Here is a 20,374-nt window from a genome sequence, read left to right as displayed (position 1 = left end):
GGTTCAAAATCATTTAGGTAACATTCGGGATGCGTGCACGCCTACTAAAACCGGTACCTGGTAAAGAATGTACGCCAGTTCGGCGGCGTCGCTATCGGGTGTCCAGCCGGCCTGGATATCGTCAGGATGTTTCACATTTTCCTGGTCTACATTGGGATCGGGAACATTGAAATTGGCCGTGGTAAATGAAGCGGCCGAATTAAGCTCAATGCATCTTCCCGCCTCCGTCTCAGTATGTTCCCAGGAGAAGTTATTCCAGTTGATCAGGCGAACATCACCGTTTTCAGTTTTTGTTTTTTCAATATCAAGGCCAAATCTGGGTTCTCCAGGCCTTTCTTTGATCACAAAAAACCATCCGGAATTGTTACCGGTCGAAGTGGGGTTTAATGTCCCTCTTGCTTCTTCATCGTCGAGATCGAAACCAAAGAAATAAATGTCCGGCTCCACTTTCGCTTCAAAGAGCGGGGTTTTGATGAGAGTTTCGGGCGGATTAAGCTTTTGAGCCTCCGTCAGTTCGATCAGTACCCTTTCCTCGTTCACATCGGGCACGTTATTTTTTTTGCCCCAATCAGCTTTATGGGCATAGATAACCGCCGTCGGATATTTTTTAAGCAGCTCGCCCCTGATTACCAGCACCAGTTGTGTTTTGCCGCTGGTCAATGCGCGCTGATTGTGTGTTCCCAGTTCATTCTTCTGAGGTGAGCCGGGGTCGGTAGGGTTTAATTTGGAAGTGTCAATTTTCGACCATTTGTGGATCGGTGGAATGTCGTAGAGCTGTTCCTTGATATTGTCGGGCACAGGTTGTGGAGGCAAAAAGCTTGTTACGTCCCAAAATTGACGGAAATAGGTTCCCCGCTGATCGGTCGGGTATTCCCGCCAGAGCAGTTCACGCGACATTTCGTGGTCGATGCCCACCATATATGCCTCGATAAACTTTTGGTTATTTTCGAGCAGGGTAATGCTGTTTTGCTCGATGAGGTTAATGTTCGGCAGGAAAAGCTCGGCAGACATATCGGCCAGCGGTTTATACATCGGCAGGTCGATCTCGGGATATACCATCACTGGTGCAAAGGTTTCCACCATCCTGTCCCTGATCCTGGACGGAATTTTGACAGCATCAAAAGTGCGTTTCGGGATCGTTACAGCCGGATCAAGCAGCTTTTTGACCTGCGTTACCATCTCCGCAAATTTCAGAATCGTTTTTTCCGGCGCCTGGTCGCTGATCTGTACAAACTCAAATGCATCTTTCAATGCCGCTTTAAATACAGTCGCTTCCTTGCTGTCGCGCTCGTTTCCCAGGAGCGTAAGGCGGGTTCTGCGAGGCTCGGAAATCACAAACCGGGCACTTTTTGTAAACCGTGCGACGGCTTTGGTATTTTGCGCCGCTTTGGTCAGTATCCCCGATTGTTTGATAAAATTCAGCGTTGCTGCATTAAGCCCCGGTACCCGTCCAGGATTCACTTTGGTCACATCCGACAGATTGATAGCTCCCGATGGATCGCCTTTCGGCGGTACGATTACCAGCTTTCCTGCGTTGACCAACGTTGCCATGTTGCCTATATTCGGCGTATTATCCAATGCAAACTTTTTCATGACCGTACCTCTTGGCCTGACGATCCTTCTGAATGTGCCAGAAAGCAGCGCGTTTGGTACCAGGCTGTCTTTCACCTGTTTATGTATGGTAAGGTTCTGAAAAAGCAGCCTGCGCTGTACCGGCGCCGTGAATGTGAACGCCTTGTCGGCAATGAGCGGCGTAATATGTTTCTGGTACAGCCTGACAGAAACCTGCTGCGCGAGCTGCGCCATCCTAATCCTGTTGTTGGCTTCAATCACCTGCCCTACCTGCTCCCAGGCCGCCTGCATGTATTCTTCCTGTCCTTTCTGAACCACTTTTGTTCCCAGCCCGGCAGCCACGCGAAACCGGGGGTCCAGATTCAGCTCGTGTACCCAGTTTTTGTTATGAGGCAAATCGCCGCCTGCCTGATCTGTCAAAAGCCGTTGCTGCATGGCGTGCCAGCGGCCATAGAGTGGAAGTGTGATCACCGGATCGGGATCGGCCTGGCCTTCGTGCAGAGGAACTTGCGCATTTTCGTTTGCCTGCGAAACGGTTTTTGTTGGGTCGACATAGTCGTCGGCCAGGTTTATGCGCTGCGCCAGGGCTGTTGTAAAAGCGTGGGGATAAGGGTTTTCGTCCCAATCATCGTATTTTTTTACTTCCTGTTGGTCTTCCTCTTTCAGTGAGTCAAAAGGTACCCGGAGCGCGCCACCGAGTTTCAGGATGCCATTCAACTTGCCTTGTAAATCGCTGATAACCTCTGGTTTAAGTAAATTGGAGCCCGGGTGGATGATGTCAATATCCCGGACGCCGACGCTCTTATCGGCCGGTTTCGGTTTCAGCAGGTTTACGAGATATTCGAAATCACCCACATCCCCGGTCCTGAAATACCAGCGATGGTAGTAGGGAAATTCAATGTTTGCCGGGTTTTCCCATGCGCATTTTGTGGCGGTTAGCGTATCGGGAGGAGTGAAATCGAGTCCTGTAAGCCTGCCGCTTTCAAATGTAGGGATCAAAAAAGCATGGTACGACGTATTGGTTTCCAGTTTTCTTGGCGAAATAATCCGGGAACAAGCATTGTCCGGGTTGTTTTCGATCAGGCTTGTAATGCCTGCATTTACATTTACGGGATCTGCGGTATTCGGAGCGGCACCATCGGAAAGGTCTTCGTTTGCATGCACATGGGCCCAGGCCCAGAGCTGCGTCACCGGCGGGAAAATGTCCGTTGGTTTCTTTCCATCCTTCATTTTAAAAAATGGTAGCGGTTTCCCTTTCGCGCCTGCGCCATCTTCAAATTCGTCTTCTTTTAACACGACCAGCGTAAGCCAGGGAATCAGGCGGTTTTTGGCAAGATCTGGTGCAGCAGGTGTATAGCGCCAGGGGAAATCTTCATCGTAAAAATCAATGTAGGGCAGGTAATTGGGTTCGAAATTTGTGATCCAATTGCGCGGCTCGGTTTTCACGATCGCCCTGGAATCAATGCCTACAATATCGCCGGGGCCATAAATCTCAATATTTTTGTCAATAGGATCCACCGTCGCTGCATTTCCATCGGTTTGGGTAGCCGCTATCGAAAGGCGCACCGGAATATTAGCCCTGAGCTTGCCGGCAATGTTTTCGTTGCCCGACTGAATGTGGTTGGCTAAACCCTGCCGCAGCCAGGGCAGGAAGGAATAGGTTGCTATGGGGTCGCTCATGATTCCTGTAATTCAAAAGTTGAGATTACGTGTATGTCGTTCCTGAGACGTGGATTCTTGCTGATCTGCTCGTTCAGATAAGTTTGGGCCAGCATTTCATTGGCAAAAACCGATTGCAGGTCAAAGACTTTATTATTATCCTGGAAGGCCAGCGCAAATCCTTCCTCTACTACATTAAGTTTCTGAGATTTTGGCTGCATTTGAACAAACCGGCCTTTCGACAATGCTGATCTGGACACGCTGTTGCCTTTGAGAAAATGCGTAAAGAGGGTGCCGGAAAAGCGTTTGAACTTCCCTTTCGGTGCTCTTTTAGGCTCTTTATCAATGATGGTAACTTCATATTCGACCACTTTTCTGACCATTTTGCCATTTTTGACATGGCTGCCGTCGAGCGAAATGCGCACCCCCCCCGGCATTTTGACAAAAGAAGGTTTGGACAGCTTATCAGCATCGCTCATGTTCTGGTACTGGGCGCTGGCAAAAAACTCGTCGACATGATCGACCCTCAATGCAGTTCCGTTGCTGGAAGCGCCGGAAATGGAAACGTTGCGGATATCGCTGGTTTTCTGATTGCCGATCTTGTCGATATTGACCGTAAGCGGCAGCAGTTTTTGCCTGATTTCCAACGCACCGGCTGGATGCAGTACCAGCGGCAACGGCCCGTCGATAGCCTCGAATTGACGCAGCGAGACCAGGAGGCTCCGGTTTGCCGCGAGAACCGCCGTCCACTGCTCCGGTTTTTTGATCTCCTCGATAAAACGCGGCAGGATCTGGATGTCGGGTAGGGAAGTGTTTCGCGACTCGCCCCAGGTAATGTCGAAATCGGCTGATACATCGAAGAAAAAGAAAGAAATGCTTCCCGAGCCTTTTGCGCGCCAGGGTGTTGGCCCTTCCAGCGAAAATTTCAACCTGATACTGAACACGCCCATACTGAAAATTTTCAGCGAAACCGAGGCGGATACGTCTATGATGAAATAGAAAGGCGAAAACTGGAACAGCGCATCGAATGCAATGTGCCCACTGACCGCAATGGAACTGAAACCGAAATAAAGCTCAGCCTTCGCACCAAACTGTACGGTATTGGAAGTGACGGCCTGGTAGCATTCCACCCGTATTTTCGCATTGTCCTTGTTCAGAATGTTGAGCGAAAGCCTTCTTAATGTGGGTAAAGCGAGCGGCGGAGGCGTGTAAGACGGGTGAAAGCCACCGACGGTCAGAATAAAATCAGGATTATCGCCATATTTCAGCCGCACAGCCATGTCACCTTCCAGCGGCATACCCAGCAAAAAGGATTGGTACAGGCTCGCGTCGAAAGTGATCATTTTTTTATCAAAGTCGATGGTGCCGACAAATGCGACCTGGATCTGCACCAATGGAACGCGCTCTTCGGGCAGCGCGATTTTCAGCACGCCCAGTATTGCAATGTTCCCTGGAATTTCGATGATCACGCCAAGCGACAGGCTGATCAGGGTGGGAGTGCCCCAGCCGAGCTTGCCCATCGGACCGATCAGAAAACGGCCTTCGTAGGGCGGAAAAATGGTTTTAAGGTCCGAAATAATGCGTGGCGCATTGGCGATCACGTTCTGCGGGAACATGATGCTGTTGACCGCCCCGGTACGGACGCCCTCACGCAAGGGATTCAGCAGTACTGTCCTGTTCAGTCCCAAAAGACCTCCCACTGCCATCAATGTAAACCCATAGCCGAGCTGAAATGGAGGATTGAACTCGGCGGTAATGATGATGAGCATGGAAAAACCTTTGCTTCCGTCGGGCATCCTGGTTGTAACGAGCCCGATCGCTTTGGAAGAAATAAACCCGGCGATGGTTAGTTCCAATGCGCCGGCGTACTCTTGTCTGTCAAAATCAAAATACAAATATCCGCCACCGGTGACCGCCCCTGCACTGATAACAAGTCCCAAACCCTTCGGCGGTTTGAAGCCCGGCCTGAGATCAATCCGGCCGAGATTGCCTGAGTTGTCATCAAGTAATCTGGCAAATACTGTAAATCCGATGTCCTCTACCACCACCTCGAGGGGGCCTAATGCCGCCTTGAAATCTGCCCCGGCAGTGAGTGGAAGCGGGTTTTTACCCAGTCCGGCACTTACCGTCAGCCCGGTAATCTCGATTGGGCCCAGGGAAATGTGCGTCGGCAGTTTTATTTCAAGGGTGCTACTGCCTTCGATAAAAAAACCGGATGCCGACGAATACCCGAAGCGCAAATCGAAACCGGAATCGATTTTCAGTGCGGGGAGTATTTTTGAAATAAAACCGTCTGCCTGTGTGAGATCAATCAGTAAATGGCCCTTTTCAAGTGCGCCTTCCAGCATCATTTTTCCATGGCCAGCAGCGTCAATGTCTGCCGTTACCTTTGTGCCGAAGGATTGGGCTTCGATTTTGCTTAATGCCGAAAAATTCAGAATATCAAACGGCTTGTCAGGAAATCCGGCATTGAATTCTGCGCTCATGGAGCCGCCGGGAAAGGAGGGTGCCGTAATGTCGAGGTTTCCGTTTGGGAATAGTGAAATTCTTGCTCCGCTACCCAGTCCGGGCAAAATGGAGATCCTGAATCTCCATCCCGGCTGACTGATGTCGATATCCGGCGTGAATCGAAGTCCTGCCGCAGGCTCGATAAAGAGCCCGGGTATCGCTTGCGAGTGATCAACCCCTGCCTTCACGAAAAGCAGATTGATCTCAGAAGGTGCCCCTGCCTGATCGTAGATGACAGGTAAGCCGGAGTGCAGCAGCACTTTTGAAAGGACCGGAAATAGTTTTGTCCCTGTAAAAGACGGTTTCCCCCAGTCATAAAGCTCCGACAGTTGCCCGGCAGGATTGGAAACAGTGTCGGTCAACTCACCGAGATGGACGACGCTCCTGGTGAATGCCGGCAAAGCAGGATTGCCGCCGCCGGTAGTTTCAGTCCTTTCTATAACCCCGAAAAGTTCCAGTATATCCGCCATCGAAGGCAGGCGGTTTTCAATGTTGGTGACAAAGAGATAGTCGAACAAACGCTTGGGAAGGTCGGCCAGGAAAGTATCCAGTTCCGCCTGCGTGATACCCAGAGACGTTGCACCCAGATCATTTCGTATGCTGTTTGCCATGATGCCGAAGTCATCGATCAGCGCTTTGATCTTCGCGGCGAGTTCGGCGGATTTTTGAATGATGGTTTGAGTCTGGTCCGCATCTGCCGCTTGCCGAAGCTCGCCGATGAGGGAAAAGACCGACTTGATATGTTGGCTGAAAGCATTTAATACAGACTGAAATGCGGTATTGTTCCTGACGGATGCCGGTAGTTCGAGGCCCAGTTCGGAAAGCAGAAGCTCAGTTTCCCCCTCTTCGATCCGGGTGGAGAGGGGCTGCATGATCCTGGCCAGGCCGACCAATATTTGTTCGATTGTTCCCATATTTTACGCCTAAGATGCGGTTGTTCAGGCTAATTGGTTGCTGCCAATTGTTCTTCACTGAGCTTCTGAAAAAGCTGCATGACGTCGGTACTATGCGTTTCAATGTCCCTGGCTAATGTGGTGCTGCCATGTTTTTCGAGTACGGTCGACATTTTGAGCAGGAGCTGCATTGCCGTGTAACCTTCGATTTCCTGCGGCAGGACATACTCAGGATTTCTGCTTTTTTCGACCAGATGCGCCGTGAAGGCAGGCCCTTTGAAGCGATTCCAGGCCACTTTCACATCCCTGTTCGTGCGGATGAGCGACATAATTTCCTTGTTATGTCGGTGAAAAAGGCCGATCAGCAGAGGACCATTTGCTTCGCTTTCGATCAGTTTTTGCAAACGGGCCAGCGGAGCTTCGGCGATCGGGATTGCGTTTCCTTCGGATCTCAACGGCATAGCGTTTGGGGTGCCGACTTCCGGGATGGTAATGTTTAGTTTGGCGACGACGTCGGTAATGTGATTAGCCAGCGTAACTGTGGCGGCCCGATACGGATCCTCTTTGCTGTCGTCACCGAATAATAAAGCTACAACCCTGTTTTGTGTATCCACAATGACCGAGCCGCTATCTCCTTTGTGCGAAAAAGGTTTGGCGGGATTTGCCGGAGTGATAATCATGTGATTGCGAAAATTTTTGACGCCCGACTCAAATCTTACGGGTGTAAGGGCAGCGATCCTGACTGCGTTCACAATGCCTTCGGTATGGTGAGTTGCTTTGCCTCTTTTAAATACGTGATCACCTGCCACGAGCGTCGGTGTGATCCCATATAGTGGCCCAATCTCCAAAACTTCATTCACGTAGTTGTTTTCCTGGCCATTGGAAAGCTTGGCAATAGCGCAGTCGAGAAATTCATTTGGATTGGCGAAATCCGCACCCCTTACCAGCGTCGCCACTTCGCCGCACCGGCAGCAACAGGCGTCGCAGCAGAAGTCGGGTTGTGCAACGGCGTGTCCGGGTTGCTCACCATTATCCATTAAAACATGGTAATTTGTAAGCAAAACAACCGACGAATCGACATTATCGATGGCAAAGCAACCTACTGTTCCACTACCGTTGGATTTTGCACTTATGATCCGGCTTCCACCAATCATCGGCCTGTATTCATGGTCATCTACACAGCCCGAAAGTTCAGCCGGCATTTGGTTGACATCTATTTTGATCCCATCTATTTCAGCAGGGATGATCTCGTCGGGACGCAGACTTTCAAGCGGCTTTTTGTCCTGAACATAGACCCGGATTACTATTTCATCCGTTATTTTTCCGCCGACCTCCTTTACGCCTACCGCAGTTCCGGCCACATTCGGGTACGTCTGCAGAATCGCCGCAATTTCCTCTTGTCTGGCGAGCAGGCGGTTTTGTTCGTCCAATCGCTCTTGTCTGGTCTTATCCATTTTCGCGCAATTTTAGGAATACTTGATAAAGATTGTCGGAGGTCTGCACCTCATTGATAATGGTAAGGAAATAATTGTCGATCAGCCTTTTAAGCCCGGCGCTGCCGTTTTCCTGTAAGGCCGCCGCCATGCGTCTGATCAATGCTGCCAGGCTCACGTCCCCGATCTGTTTCACCACCACAGCCTTTGGCTCGAAGCCGCTGGCCAGGATATCCGCAAAAAACTGTGGGCCTTTGTTCCGCTGCCATACCACCATCACTTCACGGTTCCGGTTGATCAGGTGCAGTACCTCATCCATGTTCCCAGCGAGTTCAGCCATGATTTTTCGTCCGCCGATCGTATTGTTCAGCTCTCTTTCGAACAGTTCCAGCTTCACCATACCAGTTAGAGATTTTCATCCGTCCACCTCGTCATGCGACTGACCACCTCACTCAATTCTTTCAAGTTGTTCGCGTCCGCTACATTGAAATTTTGTCCCGACAATGCATTAACTGCTTTGATCAAATTTTCTTTATAGACAGTTTGAGCAGTAGCATGTTCACTACCCATAGCCGGGACATTCGCATGCTGCAATGCTTTGATAAGTTCTGGCAGCGCGTGCTTATCACCAGCTTGCTTAATCCGCTTCACTGCCTCGTTCTTAATCTCCGTGAGAGGATGGGTCATCGCCTGGCGCAGGTTCTCGTAGGATCCCGATTCCTGCAATTCGTCCAGGACCTGAGCGGCCTCGGCGAGGGAGCCCAGTTTTTTGAACTTTGAAAGGTCAAATTGTGCGGGCATCAGTTTTTAGTTTAAAAATCGTCGTGATTAAGAGCCAGAATGCTGTTATCGTCACCCCACTGGGTTGCCGATAACTTTTTAAATTTCAGATGAAACCGCCATAGCAGATAGTCGGATATCACATACCAGGAATCTCCGATCTGCAATCTTGCGAATTCCTGAAAATTGACACGATGCTCCACGGTATCCCCTATTGTACCATCGGCATTTCGGAGAAAGAACTGTGGATTATCGCGTGATGTAATCCTCTTGAAATCATCATAAGGATCATTCATTTCATCTTCCAACACACCTTTGTCATCATTGCCGACAACCGGATCACTAGGGAAAGTACCGTAACTGGTATTGAAAATAAGGCCTCCCGGATCGGAAGGGTCCTCGGGTAAAGGAACATTGGAGGGGTTGATAATTTTGTGGATCAACCTTCTGGATACATCCCATTTTTTGTCGGCGCCACCGGCGAGGCTGATTCCCTGCTGATATACATCGATGTCGCCGGTAGGCACATCGGGCGGGTCGATGGTTTTGTTTCCTTTAAAATTGGGTACATCATCCAGGATCGGATTATCGGGAATAATCGAAGCCGGCTGGATTTTGAATTCGAAATTGAAACCTCCCGTGATGGAAAAAAGCGTGCTGTCGCTACTATTCTGACCAATGGGGTTGAGCGTATTAATGATACTTCCGGCGGCCCAGACAATCCAGACGTCAAATCGTTTGGCAAACTCTCCTTCCACAAAAACGGTTATCGTGGTTTTCAAGCCTGCCGGTACATTCCGGCTAATTTTTACGAGGGAGTTGTCGGCAGCTGAAACCGGAGTGACGGGCGCGCCGGGATCCGACGAGGTCCAGGTAATTTTGGCATTGTCGACGGGCTCGGCAAATGTGGCTTTCAACAGGATGTCGCCGGTGCCTTTGGCGGTAACGAAATGTTGGACAGAGAGCTCGGCCGGTAGGATCGTACTCGGAATCTGGTGCGTTTTGGTATCGGCCGGATCGACGGAAATAGTCGTGACCGGTGGGGCGACGAAGATCCGGATGTTTAATGCCGAAAGGACAGGTCCGATGTGATTGGCAACGCCCTGGGCCTTTTGCGTTCGGTTGGCTGCCCATAAAAGGCCGACTACCTTTTTGGCTGCGTTTACAATTACAGATCCGGAATCGCCGAAATCCGCAAATTTGGCGTGCGCAGGCAATGGCCTGATGAGTATCTGATTGGTCAGATCGAACGCTACGTCGACAATCGTTCCCTGGGTTAGCCCGGTAGCAGCCCCCCTTTTTGTCACTATATCCGCCGCGACGGCGGGTGCGGAGCCCGTTAATTTCCCGATTTCCTTGATCTCGCCTCTTTTGTCATTGCGGATAATTTCGCTGGCGATGTCGCCATCCAGGTCGATGATCGCGCAATCCACTTCGAAATTTTTTACAGCGCCCAGCACTTTGCCGATCACATTGTAAGTGCAGCCACAGCATTTTTTGATCTTGTGGGGTTGGCCTATGTCTTTTCCGATAATGTTATCGGCCGGGTTCAGTCGCACGACATGCTCGTTGGTCAGGCCGACAAGCTTGTTGGAGCCGTCGTTCATCACCGCGAGACAGCCCAGCGTACCTACTCCCCGCGTGCTGCCAAACCGGTAATGGTCATTCTTGATCTGGACGCCACCCATAAGCGGCCGCGCTTTTGAAGCATCCAATACCATCTCCTCATATTCTTCCCAATCCAAAATGTCGGTTGTAAACCCATTCATTTCGGCGGGTATCAGCTGGTCGGCGGGAATTTCATGGGGCGGAAGTTTTTTGGAAACATATATCCGGTAGCAGATCTGGTCGGTCAACAATCCATTGATCTCCTTGACGCCGATGCCCAGGTTCACGACACCGGAAAATTTTTCCAGTAATCGCCGAAACAGGTCTTTATTCTGAAGAAGAAATAATTGACGGGTGTAAATATCGCTTTGCATAGTCTAACATGTTAAGCAACCGTATTTTCACTATCAATGGAGGGGAGTGGCTGGTAACCAGCGAATTGTGATACCTAGTTCTCGATAATTTGTGAGATTAAAAAAAATATTGTCCTAAATATTTCCTGTTAATTACAATTTCTTAGTTACCGGTGGCGGGTTGGCCTGCCGTTGGCTTTATTCCAATAAGCAACAAAAAAGCTGCGCAGATCACTACGCAGCTTTTTGTCAATCATGTGGCCCCGTTCAGGGGTTTACTACGAAAATGGAAGTAGTAATGTTATTCAGCATCCCATTAGTGAGATCCACCGGGACGCCGTTTTTCCAATATTTTGCAACGTTTGTCAATCCGTTCAAGCCCGTTCCGGAAACATAAATGTCACTGCCCACAATGGTAATGCCGGAAGCTTCGACGCCCCCGGGGAGGGTTGAGGCAATACCATTTTTCCAAATTTTCGCCGTGTAATAATTGTCTTTGCCAGCTACGTTACCGACTATATAAACGTCACTGCCGACTACTGCAATGTCGTTTGCATTGGAGTGGTAAGATGCAGGACTTAATATCGTTTCTACGCCGTTTTTCCAGTATTTCGCAATTGTCCCATGCGTACCATCGCCATTTTGCGTGCCTACAACGTGCACATCACTACCCGACACAGCAATCCCGTTTGGATACTGCTGTTCAGGCCCGCTGGTTAGCTGAACACTGGCCCCATTCTTCCAGTATTTGGCAACGGCCAATTCACCCGGCCCGCCAGAAGCATTTCCGGTAACATATATATCGCCATTGTCGATGGCCATATCCCTGGCCCAGCCGTCGCGGGAGTCGTTCAGGACCACCGGTGCCCCGTTCTTCCAGTACATGGCATAGTAGCCGCTTTGGTTGGCCCCCGAACCCGCTACATATACATCGCTGCCGGATAGTAACACCTTGCTCAGCACTGTCGCCGTGTACGGGCCGGAAAGGGTTTGGAGAACCCCGTTTTTCCAATACTTGGCCCGCGATGAGGAACTGTTGTCTGCATCCCATCCAACAACATATACATCCCCTCCCGACGCGGCAATGGAAGTGGCGGCCGCACCATTGATATTCGACAGCAAATCTACGGCCTCTCCATTTTTCCAATATCGGGCTATTTTGTCGGCATTTGTGTGCGAATAACCGGTCACATACACATCCGGCGTCGCTGGAATTACGTGATCCTGAAGGCTACAAGAGAATGAGAAAAGGCCAACGGCGAGGACTGTCAGCTTGGCGTATAATCTTAGCATATAAAAAGATAATTGTTAGAGGTTCTCAAAAATGCAAGTATAATTAAATAAATAGCATCAATTTCGGATGTAACCGAAAAACTATTACTCTTGACCTGCGAACCCCGCGCCATCAATTGCCCATTCATATAAAACACGAAACAACCCTATTTCCGGATTACAATCTTTTGAACCACCCCGGGCGAGGTGATGGTGTACAGGCCGGGCGTAAGATTGGTGGTGTCGACAGGCTTGCCAGGCTCGGCAACCCTTTTACCGATGATTTTTCCTTCCGGATTTCGGACAATAATCTCACTTTTCTCTTTTAGGTTTTTAAGATAAAAATGATCTCCGGCCGGATTCGGATAAGCAACAATTTCAGCGTCGGGGCTCTTAACGGTAATCACCCTCGAATACGCAAATCTGCCGTCGAAATCCAGTTGTTTGAGTCGGTAATAGCTGTTGAATAGCGGACTTCTATCAATAAAACTATAATCGCTTCCCCTATTGCTGTCGCCATGGCCGGCTACGAATCCTACTTTTTCGAAGTTGTTACCATTCCAGCTACGTTCTATGTCAAAACCTTGGCTGTTGCTTTCAAAACTGGTTTTCCATGTGAGGTTATTTTGATCGCCTTCGTTGCTGACTGAAAACGATACCAGGGTTACCGGGAGCGTGGTCACGACTTCGTTTTCAGTAGTGAGGGTAAGGCCGGGCACGGTGCTGTTGGTAACTGTGGCATAATAGGTACCGTCTTCCGTTACGTCGTAGTTTTTGTTACCGACTATCGTGGCGATGAGCACGTTGTTTCGGTACCATTTATAGGTATTATTGGCAATAATTCCGCCTGCTTCGGCAGTGAGTAATTTGAGGCCAATGTTATAATTGATGTCAATTTTAGCCTGATTATCATAAAAATCTATCCGACTGATATTAAGATCCAGGCCTTCAAAATTGAAAGAGTTGAATGCGATTTCAACGCTTGCGGAAGCAGGAATTCCCGATAGGTCAGGGATGGGGCCTGAGAGTGTTCCGTAGCACGCGAAGCCACAGTAATTAGAGTAACGCAATCCAAGTGTTTTTAAATTGACCAGGTTATTGAAGGTTGCTGGAATGCCGCCGGTAAATTGATTGGCGCCGGTGAGGTTCAGGTATTCGAGCTGTGTGAGATTTCCCAGTTCAGGAGGAATAGCACCCGACAAAACCTGGTTGCTCAGGTCGAGATGTTTCAGATTGACCAGATTTCCAAGTGTGGCGGGAATAGCGCCATTCATATTACCGCGATATTGCAAATCCACCAGGCTGCAACTCAGGTCAAGGTACGTTAGCTTGGTGAGGTTGCCGAGGCTGGCTGGCAGTGGTCCGGGTAAAGGGAGCCCACCCATGAATGGCTCCTCGCTGTTCCTACCGCTGAGATCCAGGTGTTCCAGGTTAGTAAGGTTGCCGATTTCGGTCGGAATAGGTAGGTAACGCGGAATTTCAGGCGTTTCCCAGTCGATAATCATAGTCCAGTCGACGATGAACGTTTTCAACTGATCCAGGTTTCCGATCTCGGGAGGCAGACTTCCGTCGATCGCACTTCCTGAAAGGTCCAGCCCTGTCACGCGCCCACCTGCGCAGGTCACGCCGTACCAGCCGCAGGGGCTGTCGCCCGGATTACCGTTGGGGTTCCAGCCGGCTTTCTGAAGCCATTCAGGGCCCTTGGTGGAGTTGTAAAGTGCTATCAATGCCAGCCGGTCCGATTCCAGTGATCCTTGTCCGAAACTTATAACAGGTGACAGTAGTAAAATTGCCAGTAGAAGGTGTTTCATAGCTTTCAGTTATTGGTATTGAGGAATAATATTTGAACGGCTCTAATAGGTAATAAAATTGTAAACATCGGACACAAAATACAAGTAAATATTTGATAATGTTGATTTTAAACCGAATGTTATTTCAGTATTAATTGAGAACTTTATCAAAATCAATCTAACCTCAAACCTTTTACCCAGCCAATGGACCAGCTAAAAAAAGAGGATATCAGACAGGAAGTATTCGACCTTTACGACGACTATGCGCACGACCGTATCGATCGTCGCAATTTTATGCAGAATTTGTCGGCCTACGCGGTGGGCGGCGTGACGGTGGCTTCGCTCATGAGTTTCCTGATGCCCGATTACCAGGGCCAGATTCAGGTTCAGGCGGGGGACCCGCGTTTGCAGTCGGATTATGTCAATTATGATTCTCCGAAAGGCGGGAAGACGATCAAGGCGTTGTTATCGAAGCCTGCGGATGCGAAAGGCAAGCTGGGAGGGATTGTGGTAGTTCATGAAAACAGGGGACTTAACCCGCATATTGAAGACGTAGCCCGTCGGGCGGCATTAGCGGGCTTCATTTCCATAGCCCCCGATGCGCTTTCACCGCTGGGAGGGTACCCGGGCAATGACGATGCGGGCCGGGAACTTCAAAGCAAGCGCGACCGCAATGAAATGCAGGAGGATTTCATTGCAGCTTATGAATATTTGAAAAACCACAAGGATTGCAACGGAAAGATCGGTGTGGTAGGTTTCTGTTTTGGCGGTGCCATTGCCAATATGATGGCCGTTCGCATTCCCGACCTCGCGGCGTCGGTGCCGTTTTACGGCGGGCAGCCCGCAGCAGAGGACGTCCCGAAGATCAAGGCGCCGCTATTACTGCATTATGCGGCCCTGGATACACGTGTGAACGAAGGCTGGCCTGCCTATGAGAAAGCATTAAAGGAAAACCACAAGGAATATACGGCATTCATTTACCCGGATGCGAACCACGGCTTTCACAACGACACCACACCCCGGTACGATAAGGCTGCCGCGGAGCTGGCATGGAAACGCACGATCGATTTTTTCAAAGCAAAGTTGACATAATCTGGGATTGGGGGTTTTAAAACAAAAATCGCCCCGTAAAACCGACATGGTCTTACGGGGCGCCTAACAAATAGAATTATCCGCCGGATTGTTATTTGCCGCTGCCCTGGTTGTGGCAGTTTTCGATCATTTTGTCTCTCAATTCCACCGCTTTGGCAAGAGCTTCGTTATAATTAGCTTCTACACGGGCGGTGTTTGAATTTTTAGTCTCTTCTGCACGTGCTTTCGCTATCGCAGCGATTTCTGTACAAGTACCGATTTTGGCGGCTTCGAGCTGATTAACCTTGGCCAAGTAATCGAGCAGCTGAACGTTGATCAGCGCTTTCAGGTATTCGTACTGGCCAGGCTTCAGGAAAGGCTTCGATTTTTCCAATGCGGCAAGTGCGTCATTGGCGATTTTGATGCCAACCTGACGAAGTGCTTCGAAATGCGCCGCGCTGTTTTCTCCTGTGCATTTTTCGAGGTTGCGCTGGATGCGTTCCAGGTCCTTGTTATAAGCATCGTTGATTTTGTCGAGCTCTTTCGCTTTGCTGTCGTCCAGGCGCTCCTTGGTTTTTTCAAATTTCTCGTTGGCGCGGGCGATACAGTCGTCGGTATTGTCTTTTTCGACAGCGGCGCTATTCGAAGATGTTCCGTCTGTAACTCCGCCAGTGCGTCCGCCATCAAGAAGCCCGTCCACCTTGGCAGCTGTGAATAGCGAGAGGTAGCCTTGAAGTTTTACATCTGCCGCGACTTTGCTCAAGATAGCACGTACCTGGTCCGAATTGAGCACGGTTTTGGTGGCCTGTGATGGAGTAACTTCGTTCAATGCCTTGATTTCCGCAGGAGTAAGTGAGGTAGATACCTCCTCTGCCGCCTTCGAAACGCTTGCCGGGATATTTCCGGCAGTAACTGTGCTCAACGAGCTGTTCAGTTCCTGCGTTTTAACCGAAGACTCCACTTTTCCGGGCACGAGTTTGACGTCCGGTGTTTCTTGCAGTGTGGTAGTTGCCAGTTCCAGCTTGTCCAGTTGGCTGGAAAGCTCTGTGTTGGCAGGTGCGAGTGAATCCGCTTCCTTGTCCTTACAATCATACAGGAAGAATGTAAGGAACGTCAAAAGGGTAAGTAATCTGAGTGTACGTGTTTTCATACGAGTTTGATTTAGAGAAAAAGACTATTTGGCGGATTATTAAATTGGTTCAATGGGTGCAATATTCTCCCGGACTTAGCCTTTTGAAGGCAAGCCGCGTTAGCGAACGGAGTTCCTATATGTTTCCTGTCATGCCATTCGACAACCTATTTGGTTGTAAGGCATAATCAGGGATGCATTTGTCTTTCCCGCATTCCCAAAGGAATTTTCGCAATTATCAGTAAGAGGAAGATGGTAGGACGTTCCCGGAACGGGAGTCCTTGAAACAGAATTAAAAGGTAAGGTCGAATTCTCATTTTGACCGGACAGGCGCGGCCCTTGTCCGGGGCGCATACTACCTCGTGGCGAATGCCATTGATAAAAATTTCCTATCATGTCTTTTAACGTTGAGTGAGTTACTGTCCAGACAGAGTTCCGTTAAAAAAGAAATTCTACTAGCAATATGTAGATGTTATTTTACTTCAAGTTTCTCTCATGTAAAATAAAATCTACAACAAGTTTAAGGCATATGATTTCAATTTCAAAATAAAAATATCTCTACAATTATGTAATATATTGATATTGAGATTGTTATATTTTCGAAAAAATAAATATTGAAACTTGTTCTTTTAAAAGTAACATGCTGAAAAGCCGCATATTGGTGTTTTAGAATGCGAAGCGCAATAGTAGCGATATGATCCGCAGATAGCCGCCAATACGACAGAACCCCCGCCGAAAGTGCTTCGACGGGGGTTCTAATTGAAAGCGTGAAGAGTTAGGGCACGAGTACTTTCCTGGTCAGCGCATTGGCGTTGCTGCGTTGCAGGGAGAGAATGTAAAGACCCGATGAAATACCGTTCCTGGGTTTCAGAACAAATTCATTGCCTGTTTGGCTGAGTGAAAAGCGTATCGCCTTCCCTGACAAGTCGAAAAGACTCACATTCGAAGCATTTTCGTTTTTGAGCAAGAATTTGATTTCTCTTCCCGACGCCGGATTACCCATGAGTTCGAATGCAACGCTATTGGCACCATTATCGATGGCGATCATCCTCGAATATTCAAATTTACCATCCGTATCGACCATTCGAAGGCGATAGTAGTTGTTGCCGACAATAGGTTTCGTGTCCGTAAACCGGTATTGCTGGGTGGCTGCCGAATTCCCCTTTGCCTGAACGCGTCCAAGTTGGATAAACTCTTTCGCGTCAGCGCTTCTTTCGATGTCGAAATGGCTGCTGCCTGCTTCTTCGGTCGTCGTCCAGGAAAGGCTCACCGCGTTGTCGAGCAGGGATCCGTTGAAGCGTGCAAGAGTTACGGGTAATGTGATGGTACAACCGTTTTGGAGTTCGGCCACGATCGCATTCGGCAGGCTTGGTCCGGTCAATACCACCCATATCGTACGTTTATCTTCGAGGAAAGCATACGTATAAGGTTCGTCCTTGCTCTGGATTGGCTGCGAAGCCGACAGGTTGATTGGTCCGCTTGAATAAATAGGAAGATCTCCCGCGCCGAAAGTTGTTTCTCCGTTTGTTAAAACGCCGTCGTCCAGATATAAGGTGTATGATACTTCAAATGCGGTCGGGCTGGTAGAGATGATATCGAGATCGTATGTGCGTGGGCCGTCGGGTTCGTTGCAATTGATCTTGCCGGTAATCACAGGGTCGTTGATTCGCAGATCGAAGTCCTCATTATAGCAGTGCACCGGAGGGTTCGCACTCGATGCCTGGCTTGACCAGACGTCACCTTTCAGGATTGGAAGCGTTTCACATGCGCCTGGAACTGAAAATTGAATGTTGTCGATCGTTATGCGGGATAATCCACCTCCCAGATCTTCTTCCAGAATGGTCAGCCCAGTAAATAGAGGAATCACATTTGCGTCGGCACTGTAAGTCGAAAGCAATGTGGCCGGGCCATCTGTGCTGATCGCGAGCGTGGCAAGCACATTGCCCAGGTCGGCCAGCTTCGGCGCTTTTTTGTAATCGATGTCGGGATAGTCGGTAGGCGTCCACAAGTGCACATAGGTATACTTGTTACCATTGTTTTTATCGATCGTAAACGAAAGGTTGACATTCACAATACAATCTGAACCGCTGGGGGAAACACTGTTAAGTTCAATTGCGGGGTCAACCAGCTCACACTGAGCGTAAGATTTGGAATGGATAGAAATTGCCGCAAGGGCAACCCATATCCACAGGTAAAAAGTTTTCATGATAGAGGACGTTTAGTGACTAAAAAATTTAAAATCAATATAATTCCAATATCTTGAAATAATTAAATTATATAGTTAACGGTAAAGTATTTTCTGCTAAACTAAATATAGCTATACGTTGGCGTAAAAATAGTACTCAATGCTATGGATTTTGTTGTTCTAGATGATAGAAATACTATTAGTCATCGTGTACATATATTTTTATCTATCTGATTTATAATAACTTACAGCGACAACAAAACTATTTTTATCAATGAGTTATTCTTAATCAGACTTTTTCTAAACTTTTTGACGCGATTCGGAGCTGGCTCTGTTGGCTCATGGTGGATTATTGTAAAAATGCAATTTGTTTGGATCGCGATCTCTTGGGAAAATCCTACTTTTGCCGATGGTATATCCGATTGTGCCGCTTGGTCACTTTTTTCGCGATCCGGCCTCGCTCGATCTCTTTTTTGTCCGGGTTCGAAAGTACGGCCCCTCTGATTCCTGGCTCTAAAAAAACAGACGATGAAGGTATTTTTAATTTGTACGATGCTGGTCCTGCGAGGATTGTTCATTCTGGCGCAGGCTCCGCAGCAGTTCAGCTTCCAGGGTGTTGCAAGAAAGGCAGATGGCCAAGTAGCGGCGAATGCGACGATAAGCGTTCGCACAACGGTACATTCCGAAACGGCAGGGGGAACAGCAGTCTATCAGGAAACGCACACAAGCCAGACAAACACCATTGGTATTTTCAACATTCAAATTGGCGGTGGAACTGTTGTGAGCGGCAAGTTTGCGGATATATCGTGGAAAACGTTCCCATACTTTCTTCAACTCGAAATGGACCCGCTGGGCGGAACGACGTATACCGACCTGGGAACGACGCAAATGCTAAGTGTGCCGTATGCCATTCAGGCAGCGGAAGCAACGAAATGGAACGACGGGTTTCCGGTGGTGCAAAAAGATGGATTCGGGCCGGATATTGATCCGAATGATCCGAATGTTGTGAATGATCCTGATCTAAAAAAGTACCTCTTGCCACAAATCGGCGACGGGAACCGATTGATCTGGTATCCGGCGAAAGGCGCCTTTCGTGCCGGAAGTTCATTGAGCGGTAAATGGGAGGATCCGGAACTGGGAACATTTTCAGCAGCATTCGGAAGTGATAATTCAGCAAAGGGATTGGCTAGCCTTGCTTCCGGAGTAGCTTCTTCGGCTATGGGGGATTTTTCGACAGGAATTGGTTTCAACTCATTTGCGTCAGGTTATGCTGCTGCGTCATTTGGTATTGGAACCCAATCCAATCACAGGGGGAGTTTCATTGTTGGGGTGTATAATTTACCACATGGCTCAGGTGGAAGTACTGTCGCCGCCCTTGATGATGCGATTTTTCAGGTTGGGAACGGGACGGGGGACAATGACAAGGCGAATGCAATATCAGTTTTGCGGAATGGAAATACAGGAATAAAGCTGGGTAACGAATTTCCCGAATTTCCGCTTGATGTTGGTGGCCGCATGCGCATCAAGCATAATGGAGCAACGTCCGGGATCTATTTTAATAATTCCCAAAATGTTGCCGATGGCTTCATGGGCATGAAAACAGACGCCCAAATCGGATTTTTTATCAACGGCGCGTGGCGATTCTATGTTGACAATGCGGGTAATGGAGCATTGGGAGGTACACTGACACAATTCTCCGACCGCCGTCTAAAACGCGACTTCTCTCCACTTTCAGCCAGCCTCCGAAAGTTAACCGGCCTCAAAGGCTATCATTATTACTGGAAGGATCAAGACAAAGATCAAAGCCTGCAAACCGGGCTGATAGCCCAGGAAGTGGAAGTGCTTTTTCCTGAACTCGTAAAAACGGATGATAAGGGTTTTAAATCGCTTAACTACACAGGCCTGATCCCTCACCTGATCGAGTCGGTGAAGCAACTGGCACACCAGAACGCGAAGCTGGAAGCTGAAAATGCGGCTTTTAAGGCAGATAGTAAGGATATCCATGACCAACTGACAATGATCGAATCAAGGCTTGATAAGATATTGGTGCAGCCATCGGGCATAACGGCAAGATAGATGTAGAAGTGGAAAAGGATAGCGGCGTCCAATTTGGGTGCCGCT

General features: G+C 48.9%; 12 protein-coding genes. 2 read left to right on the top strand and 10 right to left on the bottom strand.

What is annotated here, in order from left to right:
- Positions 1-9: 9 nt before the first annotated feature.
- From ACTJJJ_RS31425 to ACTJJJ_RS31390, 8 genes are all read right to left on the bottom strand, one after another.
- The gene (locus ACTJJJ_RS31425; protein ID WP_440703889.1) at positions 10-3,252 is read right to left on the bottom strand and encodes a hypothetical protein; all 3,243 of its coding nucleotides are present in this window, start codon (positions 3,250-3,252) and stop codon (positions 10-12) included.
- Complete coding sequence (locus ACTJJJ_RS31420; RefSeq protein WP_440703888.1) at positions 3,249-6,653, bottom strand: DUF6603 domain-containing protein; 3,405 nt, start codon at positions 6,651-6,653, stop codon at positions 3,249-3,251. The genes ACTJJJ_RS31425 and ACTJJJ_RS31420 overlap by 4 nt, the downstream gene beginning before the upstream one ends.
- A gap of 29 nt (positions 6,654-6,682) precedes the next feature.
- On the bottom strand, positions 6,683-8,086 hold the full coding sequence (locus ACTJJJ_RS31415; RefSeq protein ID WP_440703887.1) for a hypothetical protein: 1,404 nt from the start codon (positions 8,084-8,086) through the stop codon (positions 6,683-6,685).
- Positions 8,079-8,465, bottom strand: coding sequence for a hypothetical protein (locus ACTJJJ_RS31410; RefSeq protein ID WP_440703886.1), 387 nt, complete (start codon positions 8,463-8,465; stop codon positions 8,079-8,081). The genes ACTJJJ_RS31415 and ACTJJJ_RS31410 overlap by 8 nt, the downstream gene beginning before the upstream one ends.
- A gap of 5 nt (positions 8,466-8,470) precedes the next feature.
- Positions 8,471-8,866 carry a hypothetical protein gene (locus tag ACTJJJ_RS31405; RefSeq protein ID WP_188939242.1) on the bottom strand — a complete coding sequence of 132 codons (396 nt, stop codon included), beginning with the start codon at positions 8,864-8,866 and terminating at the stop codon, positions 8,471-8,473.
- Between the two features lie 11 nt (positions 8,867-8,877).
- A complete protein-coding gene (locus ACTJJJ_RS31400; RefSeq protein WP_440703885.1) occupies positions 8,878-10,827 on the bottom strand; it encodes a hypothetical protein in 1,950 nt (649 codons plus the stop codon).
- Positions 10,828-11,073: 246 nt separating this feature from the next.
- On the bottom strand, positions 11,074-12,099 hold the full coding sequence (locus tag ACTJJJ_RS31395; RefSeq protein ID WP_440703884.1) for a hypothetical protein: 1,026 nt from the start codon (positions 12,097-12,099) through the stop codon (positions 11,074-11,076).
- A 146-nt stretch (positions 12,100-12,245) separates the two neighbouring features.
- Positions 12,246-13,889, bottom strand: a complete 1,644-nt coding sequence (locus ACTJJJ_RS31390; protein ID WP_440703883.1) for a hypothetical protein — start codon at positions 13,887-13,889, stop codon at positions 12,246-12,248.
- 183 nt (positions 13,890-14,072) lie between these two features.
- Here ACTJJJ_RS31390 and ACTJJJ_RS31385 point away from each other — a divergent pair, with 183 nt between their 5' ends.
- On the top strand, positions 14,073-14,960 hold the full coding sequence (locus ACTJJJ_RS31385; RefSeq protein WP_426292183.1) for a dienelactone hydrolase family protein: 888 nt from the start codon (positions 14,073-14,075) through the stop codon (positions 14,958-14,960).
- A 91-nt stretch (positions 14,961-15,051) separates the two neighbouring features.
- On the opposite strand, the gene ACTJJJ_RS31380 is transcribed toward ACTJJJ_RS31385, so the two are convergent.
- Positions 15,052-16,089 (bottom strand): hypothetical protein, encoded by a 1,038-nt coding sequence (locus ACTJJJ_RS31380; RefSeq protein ID WP_440703882.1) that lies wholly within the window; start codon positions 16,087-16,089, stop codon positions 15,052-15,054.
- A gap of 754 nt (positions 16,090-16,843) precedes the next feature.
- Positions 16,844-18,274 (bottom strand): T9SS type A sorting domain-containing protein, encoded by a 1,431-nt coding sequence (locus ACTJJJ_RS31375; protein WP_440703881.1) that lies wholly within the window; start codon positions 18,272-18,274, stop codon positions 16,844-16,846.
- A 507-nt stretch (positions 18,275-18,781) separates the two neighbouring features.
- On the opposite strand from ACTJJJ_RS31375, the gene ACTJJJ_RS31370 reads away from it, so the two are divergent.
- Positions 18,782-20,329, top strand: coding sequence for a tail fiber domain-containing protein (locus tag ACTJJJ_RS31370; RefSeq protein ID WP_440703880.1), 1,548 nt, complete (start codon positions 18,782-18,784; stop codon positions 20,327-20,329).
- Positions 20,330-20,374: the final 45 nt, after the last annotated feature.

The organism is Dyadobacter sp. 22481, assembly GCF_052044875.1.
In the GTDB taxonomy this organism is placed as follows: domain Bacteria; phylum Bacteroidota; class Bacteroidia; order Cytophagales; family Spirosomataceae; genus Dyadobacter; species Dyadobacter endophyticus.
Note: the sequence above shows the minus strand (reverse complement) of the source record. Positions and strands in the feature narration are given on the sequence as shown.